Origin of the sequence: Halobium salinum (assembly GCF_026586625.1) — an archaeon.
GTDB lineage: Archaea > Halobacteriota > Halobacteria > Halobacteriales > Haloferacaceae > Halobium > Halobium salinum.
In genome coordinates, this window is the sequence record NZ_JAODIW010000008.1 from 777,793 (window position 1) to 799,316 (window position 21,524).

Annotated in this window: 27 protein-coding genes and 1 tRNA gene; 12 read left to right on the top strand and 16 right to left on the bottom strand. The window is 68.7% G+C overall.

What is annotated here, in order from left to right:
• Window positions 1-68 precede the first annotated feature (68 nt).
• Both N5095_RS16060 and N5095_RS16065 read right to left on the bottom strand, forming a co-directional pair.
• Window positions 69-1,847, bottom strand: a complete 1,779-nt coding sequence (locus N5095_RS16060) for a nitrite/sulfite reductase (RefSeq protein WP_267624048.1) — start codon at window positions 1,845-1,847, stop codon at window positions 69-71.
• A gap of 99 nt (window positions 1,848-1,946) precedes the next feature.
• Entirely contained in the window at window positions 1,947-2,270 is a 324-nt protein-coding gene (locus N5095_RS16065) for a DUF8134 family protein (protein ID WP_267624049.1), read from the bottom strand.
• Between the two features lie 313 nt (window positions 2,271-2,583).
• Here N5095_RS16065 and N5095_RS16070 point away from each other — a divergent pair, with 313 nt between their 5' ends.
• Window positions 2,584-2,736 carry a hypothetical protein gene (locus N5095_RS16070; protein WP_267624050.1) on the top strand — a complete coding sequence of 51 codons (153 nt, stop codon included), beginning with the start codon at window positions 2,584-2,586 and terminating at the stop codon, window positions 2,734-2,736.
• A gap of 109 nt (window positions 2,737-2,845) precedes the next feature.
• Window positions 2,846-3,565, top strand: a complete 720-nt coding sequence (locus N5095_RS16075; protein WP_267624052.1) for a DUF7119 family protein — start codon at window positions 2,846-2,848, stop codon at window positions 3,563-3,565.
• Here N5095_RS16075 and N5095_RS16080 read toward each other — a convergent pair.
• Window positions 3,532-4,839, bottom strand: a complete 1,308-nt coding sequence (locus tag N5095_RS16080) for a M20/M25/M40 family metallo-hydrolase (protein ID WP_267624054.1) — start codon at window positions 4,837-4,839, stop codon at window positions 3,532-3,534. The genes N5095_RS16075 and N5095_RS16080 overlap by 34 nt on opposite strands.
• A gap of 224 nt (window positions 4,840-5,063) precedes the next feature.
• Between N5095_RS16080 and N5095_RS16085 the strand changes: the two genes are divergently transcribed.
• Window positions 5,064-5,137, top strand: a tRNA-Lys gene (locus N5095_RS16085).
• 34 nt (window positions 5,138-5,171) lie between these two features.
• On the opposite strand, the gene N5095_RS16090 is transcribed toward N5095_RS16085, so the two are convergent.
• The 4 genes from N5095_RS16090 to N5095_RS16105 form a co-directional block, all read right to left on the bottom strand.
• Window positions 5,172-6,521 (bottom strand): cytochrome P450, encoded by a 1,350-nt coding sequence (locus N5095_RS16090; RefSeq protein ID WP_267624056.1) that lies wholly within the window; start codon window positions 6,519-6,521, stop codon window positions 5,172-5,174.
• A 72-nt stretch (window positions 6,522-6,593) separates the two neighbouring features.
• The gene (hisE, locus tag N5095_RS16095) at window positions 6,594-6,923 is read right to left on the bottom strand and encodes a phosphoribosyl-ATP diphosphatase (RefSeq protein ID WP_267624057.1); all 330 of its coding nucleotides are present in this window, start codon (window positions 6,921-6,923) and stop codon (window positions 6,594-6,596) included.
• Between the two features lie 132 nt (window positions 6,924-7,055).
• On the bottom strand, window positions 7,056-7,664 hold the full coding sequence (gene pdxT / locus N5095_RS16100) for a pyridoxal 5'-phosphate synthase glutaminase subunit PdxT (RefSeq protein ID WP_267624059.1): 609 nt from the start codon (window positions 7,662-7,664) through the stop codon (window positions 7,056-7,058).
• 89 nt (window positions 7,665-7,753) lie between these two features.
• Window positions 7,754-7,918, bottom strand: a complete 165-nt coding sequence (locus N5095_RS16105) for a preprotein translocase subunit Sec61beta (RefSeq protein WP_267624061.1) — start codon at window positions 7,916-7,918, stop codon at window positions 7,754-7,756.
• Window positions 7,919-8,037: 119 nt separating this feature from the next.
• Here N5095_RS16105 and trxA point away from each other — a divergent pair, with 119 nt between their 5' ends.
• Complete coding sequence (trxA, locus tag N5095_RS16110) at window positions 8,038-8,304, top strand: thioredoxin (RefSeq protein WP_267624063.1); 267 nt, start codon at window positions 8,038-8,040, stop codon at window positions 8,302-8,304.
• 198 nt (window positions 8,305-8,502) lie between these two features.
• On the top strand, window positions 8,503-8,652 hold the full coding sequence (locus tag N5095_RS16115) for a 50S ribosomal protein L40e (protein ID WP_267624064.1): 150 nt from the start codon (window positions 8,503-8,505) through the stop codon (window positions 8,650-8,652).
• A 235-nt stretch (window positions 8,653-8,887) separates the two neighbouring features.
• Here N5095_RS16115 and N5095_RS16120 read toward each other — a convergent pair whose 3' ends face one another.
• The gene (locus tag N5095_RS16120; RefSeq protein WP_267624066.1) at window positions 8,888-9,520 is read right to left on the bottom strand and encodes an MBL fold metallo-hydrolase; all 633 of its coding nucleotides are present in this window, start codon (window positions 9,518-9,520) and stop codon (window positions 8,888-8,890) included.
• Window positions 9,521-9,708: 188 nt separating this feature from the next.
• Here N5095_RS16120 and N5095_RS16125 point away from each other — a divergent pair, with 188 nt between their 5' ends.
• Complete coding sequence (locus tag N5095_RS16125; protein ID WP_267624068.1) at window positions 9,709-9,885, top strand: DUF5786 family protein; 177 nt, start codon at window positions 9,709-9,711, stop codon at window positions 9,883-9,885.
• A gap of 13 nt (window positions 9,886-9,898) precedes the next feature.
• A complete protein-coding gene (locus tag N5095_RS16130) occupies window positions 9,899-10,474 on the top strand; it encodes an endonuclease dU (RefSeq protein WP_267624070.1) in 576 nt (191 codons plus the stop codon).
• A 10-nt stretch (window positions 10,475-10,484) separates the two neighbouring features.
• Here N5095_RS16130 and N5095_RS16135 read toward each other — a convergent pair whose 3' ends face one another.
• A complete protein-coding gene (locus N5095_RS16135) occupies window positions 10,485-11,063 on the bottom strand; it encodes a hypothetical protein (protein WP_267624072.1) in 579 nt (192 codons plus the stop codon).
• A 260-nt stretch (window positions 11,064-11,323) separates the two neighbouring features.
• Between N5095_RS16135 and N5095_RS16140 the strand changes: the two genes are divergently transcribed.
• Window positions 11,324-11,917 carry a uracil-DNA glycosylase gene (locus N5095_RS16140; protein ID WP_390203455.1) on the top strand — a complete coding sequence of 198 codons (594 nt, stop codon included), beginning with the start codon at window positions 11,324-11,326 and terminating at the stop codon, window positions 11,915-11,917.
• A 66-nt stretch (window positions 11,918-11,983) separates the two neighbouring features.
• On the opposite strand, the gene N5095_RS16145 is transcribed toward N5095_RS16140, so the two are convergent.
• The 3 genes from N5095_RS16145 to N5095_RS16155 form a co-directional block, all read right to left on the bottom strand.
• Entirely contained in the window at window positions 11,984-13,045 is a 1,062-nt protein-coding gene (locus tag N5095_RS16145; protein ID WP_390203351.1) for a PhnE/PtxC family ABC transporter permease, read from the bottom strand.
• Complete coding sequence (gene phnC / locus N5095_RS16150; protein WP_267624075.1) at window positions 13,042-13,788, bottom strand: phosphonate ABC transporter ATP-binding protein; 747 nt, start codon at window positions 13,786-13,788, stop codon at window positions 13,042-13,044. Before phnC ends, N5095_RS16145 begins: the two co-directional genes overlap by 4 nt.
• Window positions 13,789-13,937: 149 nt before the next feature.
• Entirely contained in the window at window positions 13,938-14,891 is a 954-nt protein-coding gene (locus N5095_RS16155) for a phosphate/phosphite/phosphonate ABC transporter substrate-binding protein (protein WP_267624076.1), read from the bottom strand.
• Between the two features lie 312 nt (window positions 14,892-15,203).
• On the opposite strand from N5095_RS16155, the gene hisH reads away from it, so the two are divergent.
• A complete protein-coding gene (hisH, locus tag N5095_RS16160) occupies window positions 15,204-15,869 on the top strand; it encodes an imidazole glycerol phosphate synthase subunit HisH (protein WP_267624078.1) in 666 nt (221 codons plus the stop codon).
• Window positions 15,870-16,001: 132 nt separating this feature from the next.
• On the opposite strand, the gene N5095_RS16165 is transcribed toward hisH, so the two are convergent.
• Both N5095_RS16165 and citZ read right to left on the bottom strand, forming a co-directional pair.
• Window positions 16,002-16,313, bottom strand: a complete 312-nt coding sequence (locus N5095_RS16165; protein ID WP_267624079.1) for a hypothetical protein — start codon at window positions 16,311-16,313, stop codon at window positions 16,002-16,004.
• Window positions 16,314-16,440: 127 nt separating this feature from the next.
• Window positions 16,441-17,586 carry a citrate synthase gene (citZ, locus tag N5095_RS16170; protein WP_267624080.1) on the bottom strand — a complete coding sequence of 382 codons (1,146 nt, stop codon included), beginning with the start codon at window positions 17,584-17,586 and terminating at the stop codon, window positions 16,441-16,443.
• A 197-nt stretch (window positions 17,587-17,783) separates the two neighbouring features.
• Between citZ and N5095_RS16175 the strand changes: the two genes are divergently transcribed.
• Both N5095_RS16175 and N5095_RS16180 read left to right on the top strand, forming a co-directional pair.
• A complete protein-coding gene (locus N5095_RS16175) occupies window positions 17,784-18,707 on the top strand; it encodes a hypothetical protein (RefSeq protein WP_267624082.1) in 924 nt (307 codons plus the stop codon).
• Window positions 18,708-19,142: 435 nt separating this feature from the next.
• The gene (locus tag N5095_RS16180) at window positions 19,143-20,372 is read left to right on the top strand and encodes a potassium channel family protein (RefSeq protein WP_267624084.1); all 1,230 of its coding nucleotides are present in this window, start codon (window positions 19,143-19,145) and stop codon (window positions 20,370-20,372) included.
• Window positions 20,373-20,436: 64 nt separating this feature from the next.
• Here the strand turns inward: N5095_RS16180 and N5095_RS16185 are convergent, their stop codons facing one another.
• Complete coding sequence (locus N5095_RS16185; protein WP_267624085.1) at window positions 20,437-20,718, bottom strand: HalOD1 output domain-containing protein; 282 nt, start codon at window positions 20,716-20,718, stop codon at window positions 20,437-20,439.
• A gap of 143 nt (window positions 20,719-20,861) precedes the next feature.
• Window positions 20,862-21,215, bottom strand: coding sequence for a DUF7536 family protein (locus tag N5095_RS16190; RefSeq protein ID WP_425499038.1), 354 nt, complete (start codon window positions 21,213-21,215; stop codon window positions 20,862-20,864).
• 138 nt (window positions 21,216-21,353) lie between these two features.
• Between N5095_RS16190 and N5095_RS16195 the strand changes: the two genes are divergently transcribed.
• Window positions 21,354-21,479 (top strand): hypothetical protein, encoded by a 126-nt coding sequence (locus N5095_RS16195; RefSeq protein WP_267624087.1) that lies wholly within the window; start codon window positions 21,354-21,356, stop codon window positions 21,477-21,479.
• Window positions 21,480-21,524 lie beyond the last annotated feature (45 nt).

Here is a 21,524-nt window from a genome sequence, read left to right on the forward strand (position 1 = left end):
CCTTCGGCGTCTCGTCATCACGAGAGCCACCGTTGGCGGCTCTCGAACGGCAAAAAACGTGGGTGTTCCTAGTCGTCGCTCGGCAGCGACTGGCCGTCGCGGTCCGTCGGCGCCGGACTCGCGGCCATGTCGTCGTCCTCGGCGTAGGGGTACCACGTCATCTTCGTGTTGTGCATCATCGGGTCCTCGTAGGAGGTCTCCTCGGGTTCGACGAGGTCGGCGAGGGTGTCCTCGTCGGTGCGCTCGACGAAGTCGCGGAACGTCTCGTCGCCCTCGCGGCGCTCCTCGAAGTTCGCGAGGAGGTTCTTGATGGCGCCGGGCACCTCGTCGACGGGGACGCGCTGGGTGACCCAGTCGGCGAAGCGCGGTTCGGCGCCGAGACCGCCGCCGAGGCCGATGTCGAGCGCCTCGACGGCCTCGCCGTCCTTCCGGGTCTTCATGCCGCGGAGGGAGACGTCGGCGATTTGAGGCTGCGCGCAGGACGCCGTGCAGCCCGAGAGGTGGACGTGGAAGTCGTCGATGCCGTCGGGCAGGTCGACGTGCTCCTTCAGCCAGCGGGCGTAGCGCACCTGGCGGTTCTTCGTCTCGACGATGGAGAGCGAGCAGAACTCCGTGCCGGTGCAGGCGACCGAGCCGCGCATGAACGGGTGCGGGTCGGGGGAGTAGTCCTCGAGCAGGGGCTCCTCGCGCAGGTCGCCGAGGTCCTCCTCGGGGACGTCGGTGATGATGACGTTCTGACGCTGGGTGACTCGCACCTCGCCGGAGCCGTACTCGTCGGCGACGCGGGCGAGTTCGGCCGTGTCGTCGTCGGACATCCGGCCGACGAGGACGTTGAGGCCGACGTAGTAGTTGCCGTCGTTCTGCTCGTGGACGCCGACGTGGTCGGAGTGGCCGCCGGTCTCGCGCCCGGAGTTGTACGAGTAGTCCTCGCGGAGGTTCTCGCCCGCGGTCTCGAGTTCGAAGTCGACGTACTCCTCCTGGAGCGTCTCCCGAATCTCTTCGGCGCCCATCTCGTCGACGAGGAACTTCATCCGGGCGTTGTAGCGGTCCTCGCGGTCGCCGTAGTCGCGGAACAGCGCGGAGAGCCCGCCGCCGACCTCGACGGCCTGCTCGGGCGTGACGAACACGTCGAGGTCGCGGGAGAGACGCGGCTCGTTGCGGGCGAGCCCGCCGCCGACGCGGACGTTGAACCCGCGGACCTCCTCGCCGTCGACCTCCTTCGAGGCGGGCTCGTAGGCGAGGTCGTTGATGTCGCCCTGGCCGCAGCCCTCGCGGCAGCCGGTGACGGCGACCTTCCACTTCCGGGGGAGGTTCGTGTGGTCCTCGTGGCCTTTGTAGGTCTCGTGGAGCCCCTCGGCGACGGGGAGGGCGTCGACGTGCTCGTGTTTGTCCTTCCCGGCGACGGGACAGCCGACGATGTTGCGCCAGGAGTCACCGCAGGCCTGCTGGGTGGAGAGGCCGACCTCGTCGAGCCGGTCGAAGATCTCCGGGACGTCCTCGACCTTGATCCAGTGAAGCTGGATGGACTGACGGGTCGTCCAGTCGACGTACCCGTTGCCGAATATCGGGTTCTCCTCGGGACCGTGCGCGAACTCCTGTGTGATGTCCGCGACGACCTTCGCCTGGCCGGGCTTCAGGACGCCGTTCGGCGTCCCGATGCGCATCATGAAGTAGGACTCCTGGCCGTTCCGCTGGTGGTACAGCCCCCACCACTTGAAGCGCTCGAACCAGGCGTCGTGCTCGTCCTCGGGGATGGCCTCCCACCCCTCCTCGGCGAACCGTTCGAGATGCTCCCGAATCTCGTTGCCGTACACCTCCGACTTCCACTCCTCGACGTCCGTGGGCATTCGTGCCCCTCTCTTTTAGGCGCACACGTAAGGGGGCGCCCATGCCGTCAACCCTTCCCGGTGCTCCCACTAAGGAGAAATTCTTGCCGGCTGTTCGAGCTACCCGTTTTCCGGCGTCGGTCCCGTCGGCGCCGCCCCGCCTTCCCGGTCGAGGTCGTAAAACTCGCCGTCGACGATGCGACCGACGGGGAGCCAACCCGTCGTCCCCGACTCGCCACAGACGATACACTGTCCGTAGAGACGGGCCTCGACGGTTCGGCCGTCGACCCCGACCTCGAGGAATCCCTCGACGACGATGTCGGCGAGGTCACAACGGCAGAACTCGACGCCGGGAACGCGCCAGAGTTCGCTCACCGCGACCCGCCGGGTGTCGTCGACGGAGACCCACGCACCGTCGTCCAGAATCCGTAACGCGACGCTCATTGCCGGACCTACGCGCCGGCCGTACCTGTACCGGTCGGCGGCCGCAAGAGTCCGCGGGAGTGGCGACGGACGTCGAGCGGTCAGACCCGGCGCCGTCCACCGATTGTCGGGAGAATCGTCCGTCCGAGATGTCGGCCACCCTTGCCGGCATGTGGGAGCCCGGGCCGTTCTTACATCTGCAGTCGGCCTTATGCCGTCGACAACCCAATCAGCGTTCGATGACCGACACCGATCTCCGAGACGAGATTCGTGACCACGCCCCCGCCGACGCCGCCCCGGAGCTGTACGAGCCCGTCGACGGAGGGAAGACCCGATGACGGAGCCGGCCGGTTCGAAGCCTCAGGAAGAGGAGGAGGAGGCCGACGACGCCCACCTCGCCGACGTGCAGGACGGGGCGGGCTGCACCGAGATTTGGGAGCACCTCTCCGACCGGCGGGAGGCGAACGACGTCGCCGCCGACGACTGAGCGCCGAGACGACCGAAACCGGCGCTCGTCGGCCCGCCGCCGACGCTCGTCCGAGAACGGCGCAGTCGGGCGAGTCGCTTTTAGTACCCGGCCGCCAACCTGTCCGTAGATGAGTCGGGACCCCGGACAGTCGTCGGCCCACAGAGGAGACGAGGGCACCGACGACGTTCCTGCAGACCGGAGGGAACCCGTCGGCGAGCCGGTGGTCCGTGCGGACCCGGCGATCACGGGCGAACGAGCGGCAGAGGCGGTCGGCTTCGACCCCGACGACCCCGAGAGCGTCGCCGAGGCCGCCGAGACCGTCCGAGCGTTCGCCGGCAACACCGCCGGCGCCGACGACAACGTCTACATGCTCCGCGGGGCCGCGGCCTGCGCGGCGCTCGTCAGAGGGACCGGCTCCTACAAGGCCGCCGCCGAGCGCGCCGGCGGCGACGCGACCGTCTCTTTCATTCGGAAGTGGGCCCGGGTGCACGACCTTCCGCAGTCGGTCCGGCGACACGTCGCCCGCGGGCACATCGCTCCGACCGCGGCCAAGCACATCGCGCGCGTCGCCGGCGACGCCCGACTCCACCTCGCGTGGGCGACCGTCGACGCCGGACTCACCGTGCGCGAGGTCCGGGCGGCCGCCAGCGACATCAACGCGGGCACGGCGGCGACCGACGCCCTCCGCGAGCACGGCGTCACCCCGGGCCACCTCGAGGTGGGCCTCCCGCCCGACCAGTACCTCCTGCTCCGCCGCCGGGCGTCGTTGGAGAACCGCGAGCCGGGCGAGGTCGTCGCCGACGCGCTGGACGCCTACTTCGAGACCGACCCCGACGTCGGCGACTGAACGCCGGCCAGAAAGTCCGCGGCCGACCCGGCGAGCACCTCCCGAGCCAGCTCGACGTCCGACCAGCGGACGGTCTCGTTCGGGAAGTGCGCCTGTTCGATCGTCCCCGGCCCGAACAGCACGGTCGGAATCCCGGCCTCGACGTAGAGCCGGGAGTCGGCGCCGTACGTCGCGCCGACCGGTGCAGTGTCGTCGATTCCCGCGTCCGACATCGCCCGCTGGAGCGACGCGACGACCGGCTCGTCGGGGTCGGTCTCCGCCGAGTCGAACTGGACCGAGAAGCGTTCGAACGAGGGCGGATGGTCGCGGAGCCACGGCTCGTCGTCGACGACCTCGGCCAGTCGCGCCTCGTAGGCAGCCTCCACCTCCTCGACCGTCTCACCGGGTGCGACGCCGATGCGAATCTCCGCGGTGAGGTTCGCGGGGACCGTCGACGACCACGAGCCGGCCTCGACGCGTCCGAAGCAGACCGGCCACCGGACCGGGTACGACTCGTACAGCGGATGAGTGAGCGACTCGTGGCGTTCGGCTTCGAGCGCCTCGAACTCCCGACGAATTCGCTCGAAGTGCGGGAGCACCGACTCGCCGACCCAGCGGGTCGCGGCGTGAGCCGACCGGCCTCGGAGGCGGAGTCGCTTCATCACCGTCCCCTCCGTGGCGGTGACCGCGCGGAGCTCCGTCGGCTCGGCGACGACCGCGGCGTCGCGCTCGAAGGGGTAGGGGTTGTCGAGGGCGGCCGCCGCGGCGCCGATGCCACCCTCCTCCTCCCCGGCGACGCTCTCGACGACGACCCGACCGTCGAGGTCGACCTCGCCTCCCTCGGCGCGCGCCTGCAGGTCGAGCGCGGCGAAGACACAGGCGCCGAGCGCCGACTTCATGTCGACCGCACCACGGGCGGTGAGCGTCGTCTCGCCGTTCGCTTCGCCCCACGTCGGCTCGAACGGGTCGGTGTCCCACAGGTCGCGCTCGGCGGGGACCACGTCGACGTGGCCGTTCAGGACCAGCGCCGGGCCGGCATCCGGGTCGCCGAGTTCGAGGACGCCGGCGACGCTCGGACGGTCCGCGACGTCGATTTCGGCCGGGTCGTCCGGGAACGAGTGGTGGTCGGCCAGCCGCTCCGCGTCGGCGGTCCACTCGTACGTCTCGAAGCCGAGGTCGACGAGCCTGTCGCGGAGCCACGACTGGGCGGGCGCCTCCTCGCCGCCGGTCGTGTCGAAGTGGAGGAGCTCCTCGACGAACGTTCCGAGGTCGGCGTCGGGTGGGGAGTCGGTCATGCCCCGAGGGACGACCGACCCGACGGTAAGCGTTCGGTTGGGCGAACAGGCGGTGCAGGTGTCGACTCGCGGAGGGGAGACCGCACGGCCGCCTCGCCCGCTCCGCGACAGGGCGTCAGGTCACGGCGGGTGTGGTCGCGTCTCGGTATTTGAACATCAGCCGGAGGCAGAGCGGCGACAGCAATGGCAAACGCTTTTGACCGCTCCCTCGTAGGCCGAAGTGAGGGCCGATAGCTCAGTTCGGCAGAGCGTCTGGCTTTTAACCAGACGGTCGTGGGTTCAAGTCCCACTCGGCCCGTTTCTGCTGCGAACGACAGCGAGCGGTGGAACGGCTACCGCTCGTGCACGACGGCCTCGATAGGCTTCGTCGGCCGCGTCGTGATGGCCGCCGCCAACTCCATCGACGGCGGCGAGACGAGTTCGAAGTGGTAGTTCTGGTACAGCGACGCGAGCACTAACTGTGCTTCCTGCATCGCGAAGCGGTCGCCGATACAGCGCCGCGGTCCGCCCGAGAACGGGAAGTAAGCGAACCGGGGGAGGTCGTCGCGCATTCCGGGGGTCCACCGCTCGGGGCGGAAGGCCATCGGGTCGTCGTACCACTGGGGGTCGCGGTGGACGACCCACTGGTTGACGCTGATGGTGCCTCCTTCGGGGACGGTGTACCCGCCGAACGCGACGGGCTCGGTCGGCTCGCGCAACATCCCGTAGACGGGCGGGTAGAGCCGCATCGACTCGGTGACGACCTTCTCGGTGTACTCGAGGTCGTCGAGGTCCGCGACCGTCGGGGTCCGGCCGTCGAGCACCGTCTCCAGTTCGTCGAGGAGCCGACGCTCCACGTCCGGGCGCTGTGCGAGCACGAACAGGGTGAACGACAGCGAGAGGGCGGTCGTCTCGTGACCTGCCAACAGCAGCGTCTTCACCTCGTCGCGGAGCTGTTCGAGGTCCATCCCTCTCCCCGTCTCGTCCTCGGCGGTCAGTAGGGCGGAGACGAGGTCGTCGCCGGGGTTCCGGCGGCGCGCCGCGACGATGTCGTCCACGACGGCGTCGAGCGCAGCGACGGCCCGGTCGTACCGGCGGTTGCCGGGGGTCGGCGTCCACTCGGGGAGCACGTCGAGCAGGACCCCCTCCGAGCGCGCCATCACCACGTCGAGGGCGTCGCCGACGACGCTCGTCCGGTCGCGCATGTCGACGCCGAACAGGGCGCTGGCGACGATGGAGAGCGTCAACTCGGACATGTCAGCGTGGACGTCCCGGCGCTCGCCGTCGGACCACTCGGCCATCGTCGCCGCCGTCGCGTCGGTCATCACCTCGCCGTAGGCCGCGAGGCGGTCCGGCGTGAACGTCGGCTGGACGAGGTGGCGCTGGCGGCGCCAGAACTCCCCCTCGCTGGTGAGCAGCCCCTTCCCGACGACCCGGTTCAGCATCGTCTGGAACAGCTCGCCCTTGACGAACAGCTCGTTGCGCTGGACGAGGACGTCCTCGATGTCGACGGGGTCGTTGAGTTGGTAGAAGGTCCGACCGCCCACGTCGTAGCTGACGACCGGTCCGTACTCTCGGGCCATCCGCGTCATGAACGCGAACGGGTCGCGGACGAACCCGACCGTGCTTCCGACGCCGGGGAGTTCGTCCGGGCCGGGCGGGTCGTCGGCGCTGCGGTCGCGAGCGAGGAGGGAACGGGACACGACGGGACCCTCGGGCGGGTGGGGCATATAGCTCTCGCCCGGGTGGACCGGACGGCGGCTACGGTCGGGAGGTCAGGCGAACCGCGCGGCGAGCTCCTCGCGCAGGTCTTCGAGCGTGCAGTCTTTCTCGGCGAGCAGGACGAGCAGGTGGTAGACGAGGTCGGCGCTCTCGGCGAGCAGTTCCTCGCGGTCGTCGTCCTTCGCGGCGAGCACCACCTCGGTCGACTCCTCGCCGAGCTTCTCGAGCACGGCGTTCTCCCCCTTCTCGTGGGTGAACAGCGAGGTCGTGTACGACCCCTCCGGAAGCTCGGCCTTCCGTCGCTCGATGGTCGCGAACAGGTCGTCGAGTACGTCCGCCCGGACGGCGGGGTCGCCGTCGGCGTCGCCCTCGTGGTCACTCATGGTCTGCCGGTCGGCCCGCCGGCGAAAAGCCCCATCGGTTCGGAGAAGGTACCGGCGTCGCCCCGTCGCCGCAATCGTCGCACCGCCGGGCCGGTGAGTCGCCCGGCGACGAGCCGCCGGGCGTCACGGCGCTCAGTCGTTCAGCGCCGGCTCGGCTTCGACGCCGTCGAACAGCGCGAGGTCGTGGAGCCGGCTGTCGGTCGTGAGTTCCGGGTGGAAGGAGGTGCCGACGACCGACCCCTGCCTGACGGCGACCGGGACCCCGTCCCAGCGTGCGAGCACCTCCACGTCGTCGCCGACGGCGTCGACCTGTGGCGCGCGGATGAACACCGCGGGGAACGGCTCGTCGAGGCCCTCGACGTCGAGGAACGCCTCGAAGCTGTCGCGCTGGCGGCCGAACGCGTTGCGGTCGACGCTCACGTCGAGCAGGGAGAGCGGGTCGACGCGGTCGTCCTTGGCGTCGGCGGCGGCGACGATGAGGCCCGCACAGGTCGCGAGCACCGGCTTCCCGGCGGCGACGTGGTCTCGAATCTCCTCGTCGATACCCTCCGTGCGGAGCAGTCGGGAGATCGCGGTCGACTCGCCGCCGGGCATGAGAAGCACGTCGCAGTCGGAGACGGCCCCCGACTGACGAATCTCGACGACCTCGCACTCCTCGCCGTGGGCGGCGGCCGCTCGTCGAACGGCGTCGGCGTGTTCGCTCACGTCGCCCTGGACGGCGACGACGCCTGCGCGTAGCATACGTCGTCACTCGGGAGTGGGCGGTAAAAAGCGCGCCGGGTACGAACGGGCCGGCGCGGTTGGTCGGTGGTCGGTCGAGAGTGCCCTGCTCAGAGACCGACGGCGTTGAGAACCATGACGACGAAGCCGAAGAGAATGCCGAAGGCGACGACCGTCTTCGGGTCGACCCGGATGGCGTTTCGGTCCTCGGCGTCGAAGTAGCGGACGAGCCCGGCGCTGGACATCAGGCCGCCGCTGTTCTGTCCCTTGCTCATGTGAGTACCTCTCTCCGTCGCCCGCCTAAACGTTTCGACTCGTCAGTCGTTCGACCCCACGACGGTTGGCCGGGTGAGAAACCCTTATGCGCGACGATAGGCAAGCCGCAATGGAGCACATGACTGTTCGACTCAAGGACTTCTACGCCGACTGGTGTGGCCCGTGCAAGACCCAGGACCCCATTCTCGAGGAGCTCGAGGAGGATTACCCCGAGGTCTCCTTCGAGAAGGTCAACGTCGACGAGGAGCAGGACGTCGCCAACCAGTACCAGGTCCGCTCGCTGCCGACGCTGGTCGTCGAGAACGACGACGGGGTCGTCGACCGCTTCGTCGGCGTCACCCAGCGCGAGGACATCGAGGACGCGCTGGCGCAGGCCGGCGCCTGAGCCGCTCCGGGCGACGAATCGACGCCGACCCGCTCCCGTTTTCGTGGCTCGGCACGCGTCGCGAGCGACGGCCTCGGCCCCGGGCGTGCTGAGCGACGGCCCCATCGGTGCCGTCCGAGCGCTCGTAACGGTGCCGGCTACCGACGCCGACCGGGTCGTCTCGCAACCGTTAAACGAGGGCCCGCACAACTGACCCGCATGCCTAGCTTCGACGCCGCCGTCAACCGGACGCTCGAGAAGCAGATTTGCATGCGCTGTAACGCCCGCAACCCGAAGAAGGCGACCAGCTGTCGGAAGTGCGGCTACAAGCACCTCCGACCGAAGTCGAAGGAACGCCGCGCGGCGTAAGCTGGACAGTCGGCGCTCGACCGCGCGGTCGAGGCGCCTCCCTTCTCTCCGAACTCGACGCTCGACAGCGACTGCGCTCCGGACTCTCGCGGGCCGGCTCGGCCGGACTTCGGACCCCCAGCGTGACCACTCGCGTGCACTCGAGTAGGTACTCGACGGCCCGCTGTCTCGCTTCCTCGTTCACGCCTCGCTCGAACCCGCCCGCTCTCGTCTCTCACGCGTCACGCCTCTCGTCTCACTCATCCGGATACTTCGGTTGGCGGCGCCCGGCGCGCTCCAGCGCACGCTCTATCACGTCGCGGACGGAGTCGCCGCCTTCCCCCTCCTCGCTGTGGAAGACGGCCCCGTGCCCGGCGTACATCGTCTCGACGGTGTCCGGGAGGCGGTCGAGCAGGTCTTCGAGGCTCTGGACGAGCCGTTCGCGGGACTGCCCCGGTCGGTCGGTCCGGCCGAAGCTCCCGTCGTCGAACGCCCCGTCGTTGTAGACGACCACGTCGCCGCTGAACAGCCGGCGCTCGCCGACGAACGAGACGTGGTCGGCGGCGTGGCCGGGGGTGTAGACGACCTCGTAGCTGTCGTCGCCGAGCTGGACCTCGTCGCCGTCCGCCAGCGCGCCGGTCCGTCGCGGATGCTCGGCGTAGCAGTAGAGTTCCGCGCCGAATGCGTCGAGGACGGCGTCGAGCTCGCCGACGTGGTCGGCGTGCTGGTGGGTGAGGTAGACGGCGTCGACCGTGTCGACGTGCTCCCTGACGGCGTCGACGACGCCGGGCATCTGGCCCACGTCGACCAGCGCCGGCCGGTCGCCCGGAACGAGGTAGGCGTTGCAGGTAAACCGGTCGGCGTCGGCAGTGACGTTGACGGGCTCCATACCCCCTCGGACGGCGGCCGACGGCATAAGGGCGGGGTCTACGGCGAGGGCGGCCGTCGAATCGGGAGACGGATAAACCGACCCGGGTCGAAGGCGACGCTGTCGGGCGTTTGTACCGCTCGTGAAGGTATATAGCTTACTCGGTTCGGCGCTGGATTTATCAGTCCGAACCATCTACGCGAATCTGTATGGGCTTTGGGAGCTACGACGAGTCCGAGCAGGACAGTCAGGACTACGACACGGACTTCGAGGACAACGAGGGGGTATCGACCGAGGAGAACAAACACGAAGGCTCCGTGGAGTTCGAAATCGGCGCGTCCAACGACGAACTGCTCGACCGGCTCGAAGACATCAAGGGTAACTGAGGTCACAGCCCCAGTGAAAGCCGGGAGCCGAGCGCTCGGCGTGGCTTGGTCGGACGGCGACGACCGGAGCGTGCTCTGTGGCGCCGTCGTCCGCGCCGACCGCGTCGTCGACGGCGTCGCGCTCGGCTCCTGTTCCGTCGGCGGCGACGACGCGACCGCTGCCGTCGCCGCCGTCTTCTCCGAACTCGGCCGCGAAGACGTCCAGTACCTACTCCTCTCCGGCGTCGCCCCCGCCTGGTTCAACCTCGTCGACCTCGACGCCCTCCACGAGGCCGTCGACAGGCCCGTCCTCTCGGTCTCCTTCGAGGCGAGCCCCGGGCTCGATCCCGCGCTCCGCGAGCAGTTCGACGGCGACGCCCTCGCCGCCCGGCTCGCGACGTACGAGCGGCTCCCCGACCGCCGCCCCGTCGCGGTGAACGACGAGACCGTGTACGTCCGCGCTGTCGGCGTCGACGCCGACGAGGCCGGCGAAGTCGTCCGCGGGTTCACCCCCGAAGGGGGCCGGCCGGAGCCAGTTCGGGTCGCACGACTGGCGGCGCGGGCGGGACGGGCGTGGAGCGAACGGGAAGGGTTCGCCCGCGAGGGGTGAGAAGTAGCGGTCAGACCGGCGTCGCCGAGTCGTTGCGCGCCGCCTCGTCGAAGTCGACGGTGACCGGGTCGGTCCGCACGGGTGTCCCGTCCCGCGTACAGACGACATCCGTCTCCGGGTCTAATTCGGCGTCGCCGTCGCGGTCCTCGTACATCGTCACCTGAATCGTGTGGTCGCCGTAGAGCGGTCTGTCCAGTTCTATCGCGTTTCCGTCCACCACGGCCACATCGTCGTGGTGCCAGTGGGCAACGCCGAGCACCGCGTCGCCCTCGGTGACGACGAAGAGGAGGCTCCGGTTCGCGGGGTAGTGGCCACCGACGTTGACGACGTCACGGTCCCACATCAACTGGAAGACCGGGGTGTACGACGCGCCGTAGATGGCAAGAGAGGCGTCTCCGCAGTCGACCTGCTGCGGGTCGGTGACGGCGCGCATTCGTGGTTGGGGCGTCGGCGTCGGCGACGTGGTCGAGGTCGCGGTCGCTGTGGCCGAACTCGTCCCGTCCTCGCCGTCGGTAGTCGACGACGGGGGGCCGACACAACCGGTGAGGACGACGAGCAGGCAGACGAGGAGGGCGTCGAGGCGGAGCATCGGTTTCCGTCTCCTGTCGGCCGATAAGTACTTTCTGCATCGGCGGACCTTCTGTCGAGTCGAGAGAACGGACGTTCGAGCCGACGGCGACAGGCCGACCAGCCGAACGGGTTCTGACTACGGTTCGACCGACGGAAGCCACCTGAACGGACCTGCTCACGTCGGAGCCGCCGAATCAGGGAAGAGCGACACGACCCCATAGCGAGGAGACTTAAGCCGCTCCCGTCCCCCACTCCGCCATGGATACGGACCTCGAACACATGGACGGACTCTGCGTCGAGGGGTGCGAGCGCTGTCCCGCCCTCGTCGAGTCCCGGTCGCGCATCGTCAACGGTGCCGGCCCCGAGGACGCCGACCTCCTCTTCGTCGGCGAGGGACCGGGCGCGAACGAGGACGAACAGGGCGAACCGTTCGTCGGGCGCTCGGGGAGCGTCCTCGACTCGGCCCTGCGCGACGTGGGCCTCGACCGTTCGGACGTGCGCATCACCAACTGCGTGCGCTGTCGACCCCCCGAGAACCGCGACCCCTCGACGGAGGAGCTGTCGAACTGCCGTGGCTACCTCGAAGCCGAAATCGACCGGGTCGACCCGGAACTCGTCGTGACCCTCGGGAAGGTCCCCAGCGAGCACCTGCTCGACCGGAGCGTCGCGGTGACCAAGGAGGCCGGCGACCTGCAGGACGCCCGCATCGGCGGCGTCTCACGGCGGGTGCTCGTCTGTGTCCATCCGGCGGCGACGCTGTACGACCGGAGCCAGGAGGAGACGTTCGAGACGACTATCGCCCGCGCCGCGGAGGTCGCGGGCGTCGGCGACGCGGAGGGCGGGAGCGGCCAGTCGCGACTGGGCGACTACTGAGCGGTACCGAAGAGGAGCGGGAGACGGCAGGAGAGACCGCAGACGGGTCGGCGAAACGTCGGTCAGCTACTGCTTCTTCGACGACTGGCCGAACCACTTGCCGCCGTCGCCGAGGCCCATGATGACGTCGACGATGCTCCGGCTTTCGTGCTCGCCGGGGCGCAGTCGGGCACGGAGGCGCGACGACGCGAGTTCGACGGTGAGCACGATGGCGATGATCATGAGGATGCCCGCGGCGGCCTGGCTGAAGTTCAACAGACCGATGCGGCCCTTGACGTACTGGCCGATGCCGCCGGCGCCGACGACGCCGAGCGAGACGGCGATGCGGACGTTGATTTCGAGAATGTACAGCGTCCACGCGACGAACGAGGTGGACACCTGACTGAGCATCCCGAAGACGACCGTCTGGGAGGAGGAGGCGCCCGTCGAGGAGATGGCCTCGATGGGGCCGTCCTCGACCTCCTCAAGTTCGTCGGTGAACAGCCGACCGAGGTTCCCGACGGTGTCGGTGCCGACTGCCAGCATCGCGCCGACGGGGGTGATACCGACCAGCGGCACGTAGATGAGCACCCAGACGAGCGCCGGGATGGCGCGGATGGTCGACATCGTCCCGCGGAAGATGAAGTTGAAGGGGAACGGCGTGACGCGCTCGGAGCCGAGCACGCCGAAGAGGAGGGCGAGCGGAAAGCCGAGCACGGTGCCGGTGAAGCCGATGAGTATCGTCGCGACGGCGCCGCCGACGATGGTGAGTCCCTCGTCGCGCCGGAGGACGCTGTCGACGAGCGCAGAGGGGTTGAGCAGGCTCTGTACCAGCGCGTTCCAGCCGTGCAGCCCCTGGTCGGTGGCGTACAGCGTGAAGAAGTGGAAGTCCGGCGTGAGGAAGGCGACGAGCGAGGAGAGGAACGTCGGAAGCTGTCGCCAGATGCTCGCGAGCGTGAAGCCGAGGTACGTCGCGGACGCCATCGCGAAGAGGGCGACGGCGAGCACGCCGACGACCGTCAGGGCGCGCTTGATGGACTGTGCGCGCTCGATGCGGTCGAGCGCCGACTCGATTCGAGGGCCACCTCGAGCCGTCCCGCCGTCCGTGCGGGTCGCGGCGGGGTCGTCCTCGGTCCGGTCGCGGCTCACGCGACCACCTCGTGGGCCGGTCCCTCGCCGTCCTCGTAGTATATCTCGTCGACGACGTCCATCGTGAGGTCGTCGCGACCGCCGTCGAAGACGACCGCGCCGTCGCGTAGCCCGATGTAGCGCTCGCCGAACTCGCGGGCGAGGTTCACCTGGTGCAGGCTCGCGATGGTCGTCAGTTCGCGCTCGGCGGCGGCGCTCTTCATGTACCCCATGACCTCCTCGGCGGCCTTCGGGTCGAGGCTGGCGACCGGTTCGTCGGCGAGCAGGAGCGACGGCTCCTGGACGAGCGCGCGGGCGATGCCGACGCGCTGTTGCTGGCCGCCGGACATCGACCCCGCCCGCTGGCGAGCCTCGTCGAGCAGACCGACCGTGTCGAGCGCCTCGAGCGCGCGGACCTTGTCCTCGCGGCCGTAGCGGGTGAGGACGCTGTCGAGGAAGTCGGCCCGCGAGAGCGCGCCGGTGAGCGCGTTGCGGTAGGCGCTCATCGTCTCGACGAGGTAGTGCATCTGGAACACCATCCCGATGTCGCTGCGCTTGCCCGTGACCTCGTCGTCGCCGATGTACACCCCACCCTCCGTGGGTGTCGTCAGGCCGTTGAGTAGCCGGAGCAGGGTCGACTTCCCGGCGCCGGAGGGGCCGAGCAGGACGACGAACTCCCCTTCGTCGAGTTCGAAAGAGACGTCGTCGAGGGCGACGGTGTCGCCGTAGCGTTTGGTGAGATTCTCCACCGTAATCGCTGGCATCGTGTGTTCTGTGGAAAGAAGTGGCTTGACAGTTACGGAACGATACGGAACGCCCGAGGCGTTCTATAGCAGCGTCTGCGCCTATTCCGCACACGCGACCGCACGCCTCGTGCGGTCGTCTGTGTCGTGACTGGCAAACGCGACGATAGTCAGCCCTGATTCAGCAAGTCCGTGCTGAGACCGAGTTCGTTGGCGACGTCGATGACCGGCTGGTAGGTCTCGAGGTCGGCCGGGCGCACGTCGTCGAACCAGAGGTCGTCCTCCGTCCCGCTCTCGCCCGTCTCGTCGTTGGACTTGCCGTTGGCGCCGAGGTACGCCTTCTCCGGGGCGCCCTTCAGCGCGTTGACGACGTTCTGTTTCTCCTCGTCGGAGAGTTCGGGGCTGACAACCATCGGGGCACGCGGGATGCCCTCGGTCTTCTCGACGTAGCGGAACCCGTCCTTCAGGCCGTCGTCGCCCTGCGTGATGAAGTTCCCGACGCCGGCGGCGTCGACCTGGCCGCTCTCGAGCGCGGAGAACGCCTCCGCGTGACCCGACCAGGTGCCGGTGAAGTCGGCACCGCTGTCGCTGGTGGGTGCCTCGCCGATGTTCAAACCGGCCTGCTTCAGCATGTACAGCGGGTACAGCGAGCCGGACGCGCTCGCCATGTCCGCGAAGCCGACCTTCTTCCCTTCCAAGTCGGCCAGTTCCTCGATGTCGCTGTCCTCCTGCGTGACGATGACGCTCTCGTAGGTCCACGAGCCGTACGCGTGGCGCTGGAGGGCGATTTCCGCCTTGTCGTCCTTGACGCCGAGAGCGGCCGCGAACGGACCGGTCTCCGCGATGTCGGCCGTCCCGCTGCCGAGACCCTGCAGCACCGCGGTGTAGTCGGCCGCGTACTGGAGTTCGACGCTGGCGTCCTCGATCTGCTCGTCGAGGTACTCGCCGTAGGGCCTGTACTGCTGCATCATGTAGTCCTGGGGCTCCGAGGGACTCATCATGAAGTTGACCGTACCGTCGCCGTACGGCTGACTGCCGAACGAACCGATGCAGCCACTCAGACCCGTGATACCGAGCGTCCCCGCGACGCCCGCCGCCTTGATGAAGTTTCTCCGGTTTGCCATGCCGTCGACATATCTGGGAAACTGAGTCTGTTAAGCCTTCCTATTCGGCCTACATAGCCGTCTGGAGGCGACAATCGACAGATGGCACCACGGCACACGGCTTACACGAGCGCCTCTCCGGAGGCTACACACCCGACGAGCCGACAGGTCCCCCGTCGCTCCCGATAGGGCCCGGATTCCGCGGACGGCACCGACCTGCGGCGGGTCGCTCCGCGAACGGGGCCGGACGGGCCGGAACGCACACTCGTCGTCCTCGCCCGGACGCCTGCCCGAACGGAAACTGACTTGCGCGGGCGCCCGCTACCGACCTCCATGAGCACGAGTGCACCCCGGCCGACCGACGAGACGCTCGCCGAAGTCGTCGTCGTCGACTACGGACTCGGGAACCTCCGCAGTGCGACCCGGGGACTTGAGCGCGCCGGCGCCGCCGTGACGGTGACCGACGACCCGGCCGCCCTCGACGACGCGACCGGAGTCGTCCTGCCGGGTGTCGGCGCCTTCGGCGACGGAATGGAGAACGCCGGCCCGTTCCGCGACCGCCTCGTCGCGGCCGCCGAGGACGGCGTCCCCGTGTTCGGCATCTGTCTCGGGATGCAGATGCTGCTCACCTCGAGCGAGGAGGCCGACCACGCCGGGCAGGGCGAAGTACGCGGACTCGACCTCGTCCCCGGACGAAACGTCCGCTTCCGCGGCGGACAGAAGGTCCCCCACATGGGGTGGAACGAACTGTCGGTCGAACGCGACCACCCGCTCGTCGAGGGAGTGGACGGGGAGTACGCCTACTTCGTCCACTCCTACTACGCCGAACCCGAGGACGAAGCCGCCGTCCTCGCGACGACCGACTACGGGGTCGACTTCCCCTCGGTCGTCGCCAACGACGCGGGCAACGTGATGGGGACGCAGTTCCACCCGGAGAAGAGCGGCGAGACGGGCCTGCGCATCCTCCGAAACTTCGTCGAATACTGCGCGGAGCGGTAGGCGCGGCTCGTCGGGTCGTTGTCCCGTCGGTCGAAGCTGTCGTCGGTTCGTCGGGGAGAATCGCCGTCTCGTCGGTCGGTGGAATCGAGCAGGGGAGGGTCGAACGGGAGAGGCGGCCGCGGGGCGGCCTCGCTACTCGTTCTCGCCGCCCTTCACGTACATCCGGCCGAGGACGGCGAGGACGACGCCGGCGACGACTCCCCCGGCGAACGCCTTCGCGAGGTCCTCGCGGCGGCGACGTTTGTACTGCTTGCCAAAGTACTCGTGGGTCACGTCGAGGACGGCGTCGCCGAGTTGGTCGCGCCACTCCTCGCTCATCCGGTCGGCGTCGATGCCGGCCTTCTGTGCGCGTTCCTTCACGCGGCCCTTGTCGATGCCAGCCTTCTGGGCGCGCTCCTTCACTCGGTCGGCGTACGTGTCGATACTTCGCTCTGTCGAGGACATGCTCTAGAGAAGCACGAACGGAAAGATAAGTATTGTGCCACGCGGTACCGAACCACACGGTTAGGGGCGCGGTAGGCAGGACCTACCGGCCTTAGTGACGGACGAACGGCGGCGGAGGAGCCCGGCCTTACCGCTCGTCGAGGGGGACGAACTCGAGGTCCTCGTCGCCGACGTAGCGGGCGCGGGGTCGGATGAGCCGGTTGTCCTCGTACTGTTCGAGCACGTGGGCGATCCAGCCGCCGGCGCGGGACATCGCGAATATGGGCGTGTAGATGTCGATGGGGATGCCCATCTGATAGTACGTCGAGGCCGAGTAGAAGTCGACGTTCGGGGCGAGTCCCTTCGTCTCCCCCATGTACTCCTCGATGGCGGCGCTCATCTCGTACCAGCGGCGGTCACCGGCGGCCTCGCCGAGTTCCTCGGACTTCTCGCCGAGAATCTTCGCGCGGGGGTCCTTCACGTTGTAGACGCGGTGGCCGAAGCCGGCGACGCGCCGACCCTCGTCGAGGGCGGTGTCGACCCACTCCTTCGGGTCGAGGTCGCTGTCGTCGATCTCCTTCAGCATCTTCATCACGTTCTGGTTGGCGCCGCCGTGAAGCGAGCCGGCGAGGGTGCCCACCGCGGAAGTGACCGCCGAGTGGAGGTCCGAGAGGGTGGAGGCGGTGACCATCGCCGAGAACGTCGAGGCGTTGAGCCCGTGGTCGGCGTGGAGCACGAGCGCCATGTCGAACGTCTCCGCGAGCACGTCGTCGGGCTCCTCGTCGTTGAGCATGTAGAGGAAGTTCGCGGCGTGGCTCAGGTCCTCGCGCGGGGAGACCGGCTCGTTCCCGTTGCGAACGCGATTGAACGCCGCGAGCGCCGTCGGAATCTTCGCCGTGATGCGCCGGCCCTTGCGGACGTTGGCCTCGCGGTCGGTGACGCCCTCCGCGTCGAAGGTGGTGTCCTCGTCGAACGCGGAGAGATGCGAGACGACCGTTCGGAGGGCCGCCATCGGGTTCTCGTCGGCCTCGGCGAGGTCGCGGACGGTGTCGAGGACGACGTCGTCGAGCTCGCGCTCTTCGGCCATCGACGTGGAGAACGCCTTCAGCTCGTCGCGCTCCGGCAGTTCGCCGTGCCACAGCAGGTAGAGCACCTCCTCGTAGGTCGCGTCGCGCGCGAGGTCTTCGATCTCGTACCCCCGGTAGATGAGTCGTCCCTCGTCCCCGTCGATGTGACTGAGCTCGGACTCGGCCACAAGCACGCCCTCGAGCCCTCGCTTCAGTTCGTCAGACATACGCAGACGGTTCAGGACCTGATGAAAAAAGCGTTATCGTTTACCCGGGTTCCTGCTGGCGACTGTCGGTCTCGCTCCCCGTCCGCCAGTCGGCTCGACTCCCGACGTCGGCCTCCTCTACGAGCCGTGTGCGAGCACGTATCGGTGGGATAGGATTATCTCCTCGTCCGACGTGACAACGTGTCGGAGACCACAGCATGTCACCACGCGGTAGCGCATCGAACGGTATCGGACGGCGCACGGCCCTCAAGGCGGCCGGCGTCTCACTTCTCGGCGTCTCGCTCCTCAGTTCACCAGCGGCCGCCGCAGGGAGGGCGAAGGAGCACGCACGCCTCCACTGGGGCGAGGGCGTCGACCTCGACGGCGACGGCGACGTGGACCTCCAGACGGTCGCGCGGGTCTGCGCCGACGGCCGACCCTCGTACCTCGGCGTCTACCTGAGCGACGAGGGGTTGGCGACGTTCGAGCCGCCGACCGAGGGCGACCACGGCGAGGACGGCGACGGCGGCCACGGCGAGGGCGAGCACGTGGGCGCGAGCTACTGGCTCGACTTCCCCGAAGTCGGGGACACCCCCTTCACCGTGATGGGGTTCGACTGGGGGCCGATGGGCCACCCGCCGGGCCCGTGGATGACGCCGCACTTCGACGTGCACTTCTACACGATTCCCGAGGAGACGGTGAAGGGTATCGGCCCCGGCATCGCCGAGTACGACATCCCCGACGAGCGGATGCCCGAGGGGTACGTCACCGCCGGTGCGCTCGGCGCACCCCGTGAAATCGTCCCGCAGATGGGCGAGCACCTGCTCGACCCCACCACGCCCGAACTCGGCGGCGCGGAGTTCACCCACACACTCATCTGGGGTGTCTCGGACCTCGACGGCGACGGCGTCGGCGAGATGACGTTCGTCGAGCCGATGATTACCCGGAAATTCCTCAACGGGCTGAAGGGAACGGTCCGCGGCGACGTTGCCCTGCCCGAGGTCGTCCCCGAGGCGGGCTACTACCCGACGCAGTACGTGATGCAGCGCGTGCCGCAGTACGGCGGTATCCTCATCAGCCTCACGAAGTTCGAGTGGCGCGATTTAGCGTACCCGCCGGAGAGTGCAGGGAGCGACGGGTGAGATCGTTGGCTCGCCGAACGTAGTCTCCGATGACGAGCGCCGCGCCACCGACGCGCCCTGTTACCGGTCGCTCTCGCTCCGGAAGGAGTTCAACTCCGTGCCTCACCGAGCAACGAGGGGCTAACAACCGGCCAACAGGCCGGCATCGGGTGGGACTTCGGAAGGGGCCGGGCGCTCGTCAGCCGAGACGTTCACGAGACGCACAGCGTCTCGTGAGCCCACGAGAAGTGCCGTCGGCACTTCTCGGGACGACGCAAGCACTGTAGCGACCGAACGAAGTGAGGGAGCGAAGCGCGCAGCGAGTCGCAGGCGACGAGCGCCCGGGGGCTTCCGTGGACCACAGTCGTCGTTCCCGAATCACTGCCTCTCGATACCGAAACAGCATCTCCCCCCCACCAAGCAACCCTTTTCCCACGAGGGCGAGAAGCCGGATCCATGGAACCGGAGGACGTCGAGTACGAACCGGTCAGCGTCAAGGAGGTGCTGGCGGAGATGAAGGACACCGCCGAGCTGCTGATCGACCTCGCGTACTCCGCGGTCCTCCACGGTAGCGACGAAATCGCCGAGGAGGTCCTCGAACTCGAAGAGCGCATGGACGTACTCCAGATGCAGGGTCGGATGAGCCTCCTGATGGCCGCTCGGACCCCCGACGACGCCGAGGCACTCGCGCCCGTCCTCGGGGTCGTCGCCGCCGCCGAGAAGATCAGCAACGCCGCCGGCGACATCGCCAAAATCGTCCTCGAGGACATCGGCCTGCCGGACGCGCTCCGGGCGGCGATGCCCGAGGCCGCGGAGACCCTCGTCCGCGCCGGGGTCGCCCGCGACTCCCCCTACGCGAACCGCACGCTCGGCGACGTGAACATGGAGACCGAAACCGGCGTCCGCGTCATCGCCATCCGCCGGAGCGGCGACTGGATAACCAACCCCGACTTCGAGACGGTTCTCGAACCCGGCGACGTGGTGCTTCTCAGGGGGACCGACGAGGGGCTCTCGACGGTGTACGAGAGCGTCACCGGCGCCGAGTACAACACCCCCGTGCTCGCGGAGCCGACCATCGAAGACCTGGAGCGCGCCGTCGACGCCATCGTCCTCATGAAGAACATGAGCGAGGTCGCCGTCGACCTCGCCTACGGCGCGATGCTGTTCGACAGCGAGGGCGTCGCCGAGGAGGTCCGCGAACTCGAGACGGAGGTCGACCAGCTCCAGTCGCGCTTCGAGGCGTGGACCCTCCAGGCCGCGAGCCGCGTCGAGGACCCCGTCCAACTCCGCGGACTGGTCCACCTCGCGACCGCGACGGAGGTCATCAGCGACGCCGCGCTGGAGATCAGCGAGGGAGTCCTCCGCGGTATCGACGCCCACCCCGTCGTCGCCGCCGCCGTCGAGGAGTCCGACGAGATTATCGTCCGCATCTCCGTCGGCGCGGGGAGTGACCTCGACGGCGCCACGCTCGCCGACAGCGAGGTTCGCACCGGGACGGGGATGCGGGTCATCGCCGTCCGCCGGCCGGACCAGCCGACCGGCAAGAGCGGCGAGTGGGTCGTCTCGCCCGGGGCGTCGACCCGATTCGACGCCGGCGACCTCGTCATCGCGAAGGGGACCCGCGCCGCCGCCGAAGCGATGAGCGAGCTCGCCGGCAACCCTCGCGAATACGACGACGACAACTAGTCACCGACGACGCGAGCCGGCACAACGGGGACCGGCACGACGCGACCCGGGCCGGCGCGACGCGTCAGCGCGACGGCCGGACCACGAGCGTTCCGTTCCCGTGGACGGTCACGTGACAGTCCGCCACGTCGATGTCGAAGCGCCAGTCGGTGCCGTGTGACCCCGCGAGCGCGTCGATGGCGTCCGAGTCGACGTGCTCGGCGAGCACGAACGACGACGACGCCGGGTCCTCCCCGCGGACGGCCGCGACACCCTGTGCGATGTCGACGCTCAAGTCACCGGCTTCGGTTCCGTACTCGGCCCGATAAATCACCCCGGTCCGCCCTCGCGAGTCGCTACGTGACATATCGCTCGGCCAGTCTTTCTTGGTGACCACATATATCGGTTCGGCACCCAGTATCACGGCTGATACCGACCCGCAGGACGGCGTTCCCCGTCGAGCCGGGTCGAGACCGCCGAATTCGGTCGGCTCCCCGTCGACGGCCGGGGTCAGCCGCGTCGAACCAGCGAGACCAGCGAGACGACCGTCAACAGCGCGGCCACGAGCATCGCCGTCGTCGTCGCGAGGACGAACGCGAGCAGGAGGAACCACCCCTCTGGCCCGAGCAGGGGAAACTCCCGCGTCCCGGCGAACGGACCGAACAGCTCCAGCACGCGCACGAGATACAACACGACAGCGAGGGCGACGCCGACGACGACGCCGACGAGCGCGTTCCGAGGCACGTCCAAGGCCTGAGCCAGTCGAGCCGTCCCCGGGCGCCCCGGCGCCGACCCCTCGCCGTCGGTCTCCGTCCGCGGCGCTCCGGAGCCCCTGTCGCTCCCGCCGTGGTCGCTCTCGCTCACGGCCGTGAGGTAGGGTTCGGGCGACTAAGCGCCGTCGGTTCCCGCTGTCGACGGGGCCGGATTCCCCTGGACCGTAAGAAAGTGTGAGATACGATATACGGGTAGTTCTTTTGCATGTCGGTTGTCGTTCGATGTCGTATGAACGAAGAACCCATCAGGATGTTCGCTGACGACGCCAAGCAGTACGTGTTCGAGAAGGTTATTGGCCGGCGCTGGAAGCCGGACGACCGGGAGGAGTTCACCCGGGGCGACCGGGACGGGTGACCGCGGCCGTCGTTGCGCTCGGTCGCACCCGTCACCGCGTCGGCG

Bases quoted from the DNA above. Each gene is read 5' to 3' on its own strand.
- N5095_RS16070 (WP_267624050.1), top strand. From the start codon at position 2,584: ATGACGGAGCCGGCCGGTTCGAAGCCTCAGGAAGAGGAGGAGGAGGCC.
- N5095_RS16195 (WP_267624087.1), top strand. From the start codon at position 21,354: ATGAACGAAGAACCCATCAGGATGTTCGCTGACGACGCCAAGCAGTAC.
- N5095_RS16115 (WP_267624064.1), top strand. From the start codon at position 8,503: ATGCCTAGCTTCGACGCCGCCGTCAACCGGACGCTCGAGAAGCAGATT.
- N5095_RS16120 (WP_267624066.1), bottom strand. From the start codon at position 9,520: ATGGAGCCCGTCAACGTCACTGCCGACGCCGACCGGTTTACCTGCAAC.
- N5095_RS16125 (WP_267624068.1), top strand. From the start codon at position 9,709: ATGGGCTTTGGGAGCTACGACGAGTCCGAGCAGGACAGTCAGGACTAC.
- hisH (WP_267624078.1), top strand. From the start codon at position 15,204: ATGAGCACGAGTGCACCCCGGCCGACCGACGAGACGCTCGCCGAAGTC.
- hisE (WP_267624057.1), bottom strand. From the start codon at position 6,923: ATGAGTGACCACGAGGGCGACGCCGACGGCGACCCCGCCGTCCGGGCG.
- phnC (WP_267624075.1), bottom strand. From the start codon at position 13,788: ATGCCAGCGATTACGGTGGAGAATCTCACCAAACGCTACGGCGACACC.
- N5095_RS16105 (WP_267624061.1), bottom strand. From the start codon at position 7,918: ATGAGCAAGGGACAGAACAGCGGCGGCCTGATGTCCAGCGCCGGGCTC.
- N5095_RS16080 (WP_267624054.1), bottom strand. From the start codon at position 4,839: ATGACCGACTCCCCACCCGACGCCGACCTCGGAACGTTCGTCGAGGAG.
- N5095_RS16060 (WP_267624048.1), bottom strand. From the start codon at position 1,847: ATGCCCACGGACGTCGAGGAGTGGAAGTCGGAGGTGTACGGCAACGAG.
- N5095_RS16180 (WP_267624084.1), top strand. From the start codon at position 19,143: ATGGAACCGGAGGACGTCGAGTACGAACCGGTCAGCGTCAAGGAGGTG.
- N5095_RS16165 (WP_267624079.1), bottom strand. From the start codon at position 16,313: ATGTCCTCGACAGAGCGAAGTATCGACACGTACGCCGACCGAGTGAAG.
- trxA (WP_267624063.1), top strand. From the start codon at position 8,038: ATGACTGTTCGACTCAAGGACTTCTACGCCGACTGGTGTGGCCCGTGC.
- N5095_RS16065 (WP_267624049.1), bottom strand. From the start codon at position 2,270: ATGAGCGTCGCGTTACGGATTCTGGACGACGGTGCGTGGGTCTCCGTC.
- N5095_RS16075 (WP_267624052.1), top strand. From the start codon at position 2,846: ATGAGTCGGGACCCCGGACAGTCGTCGGCCCACAGAGGAGACGAGGGC.
- N5095_RS16140 (WP_390203455.1), top strand. From the start codon at position 11,324: ATGGACGGACTCTGCGTCGAGGGGTGCGAGCGCTGTCCCGCCCTCGTC.
- N5095_RS16185 (WP_267624085.1), bottom strand. From the start codon at position 20,718: ATGTCACGTAGCGACTCGCGAGGGCGGACCGGGGTGATTTATCGGGCC.
- N5095_RS16175 (WP_267624082.1), top strand. From the start codon at position 17,784: ATGTCACCACGCGGTAGCGCATCGAACGGTATCGGACGGCGCACGGCC.
- citZ (WP_267624080.1), bottom strand. From the start codon at position 17,586: ATGTCTGACGAACTGAAGCGAGGGCTCGAGGGCGTGCTTGTGGCCGAG.
- N5095_RS16155 (WP_267624076.1), bottom strand. From the start codon at position 14,891: ATGGCAAACCGGAGAAACTTCATCAAGGCGGCGGGCGTCGCGGGGACG.
- N5095_RS16135 (WP_267624072.1), bottom strand. From the start codon at position 11,063: ATGCTCCGCCTCGACGCCCTCCTCGTCTGCCTGCTCGTCGTCCTCACC.
- pdxT (WP_267624059.1), bottom strand. From the start codon at position 7,664: ATGCTACGCGCAGGCGTCGTCGCCGTCCAGGGCGACGTGAGCGAACAC.